This window comes from Komagataeibacter intermedius TF2 (assembly GCF_000964425.1).
Taxonomy (GTDB): domain Bacteria; phylum Pseudomonadota; class Alphaproteobacteria; order Acetobacterales; family Acetobacteraceae; genus Komagataeibacter; species Komagataeibacter intermedius.
Window position 1 is genome coordinate 1 of record NZ_BANF01000940.1, and the last position, 803, is coordinate 803.

The 803-nt window shown below is 57.0% G+C and carries 2 protein-coding genes and 1 pseudogene; all 3 read right to left on the minus strand.

Annotated elements, in window-relative coordinates; genetic code table 11:
* Positions 1-305 (minus strand): PIN domain-containing protein (locus B7449_RS19610; RefSeq protein WP_048884150.1); only part of this gene is annotated, 305 nt, incomplete at its 3' end.
* On the minus strand, positions 306-530 hold the full coding sequence (gene vapB, locus B7449_RS19615) for a type II toxin-antitoxin system VapB family antitoxin (RefSeq protein WP_034932605.1): 225 nt from the start codon (positions 528-530) through the stop codon (positions 306-308). It abuts the gene before it with no gap.
* A gap of 108 nt (positions 531-638) precedes the next feature.
* Positions 639-803, minus strand: a pseudogene (locus B7449_RS20965) (IS3 family transposase); the annotation flags it as partial.

An 803-nucleotide genomic window follows, 5' to 3' on the forward strand; every position in this document is an offset into this window, starting at 1 on the left:
GCAATCATGAGATCATACGGACCTATGATACGGCCATTCCGTTCAAGAGCAGCCCGAATGTCCGCTGTATGGGCGGCCGCTTCACTGTCGAATGGCAGGACCGCCAGCCTTGCCGCGAAGTGCTCGACCTCACGCCTTGTGTGCACGGGATCAGACGAGCGTTCCGCGCCATAAAGCAGCTCATACAGCACCACGTCCGAGATGCAGAGTTCCTCCGCATAGCTGTTGAACCTTGGACGCAGCCCCTGCGGTCGATCCCGCAACACCCGGATACAGAGGTTCGTATCCAGCAGGTAACGCAGCATTCAGAGCGCCTCGCGTTCCTGCATGGCTGGCTGGTTCCGCTCCCCCAGATCCACCCCGGGAGCCGCAAAGAAATCATCCCACGCCACATCGACCGGAGCGATGATCCGCCGTAGACCTTCGGACACGATGACCACCTCACGCACCTGTTCCCCGAAGGCGACCATCTTCGGCAGACGCACCGCCTGCGAGCGATTGGATAGAAAGAGTGTTGTACGGGTCAGCATCGGAGATCCCTCCTTATGGATATGTATCGTGTATATCCAATTTGGACAAAGATGTCCCGTATTTTTGGGACTCTCTGTACCGCATACACACAATCCGGACAGGTGATTGGGAATATATGTGATATCGGAACACCAGTCTTGGTTAGGCCGATTGATGACCAGATCCCGCAGCAGATATGGATATTTCCGATGCTCCGGATGGGGCATGGTTGTACGCGGCTTCTGGTAAATCGCCCGCAGGCCCATGATCGCCATGAGCCGCCGGACCCGCTT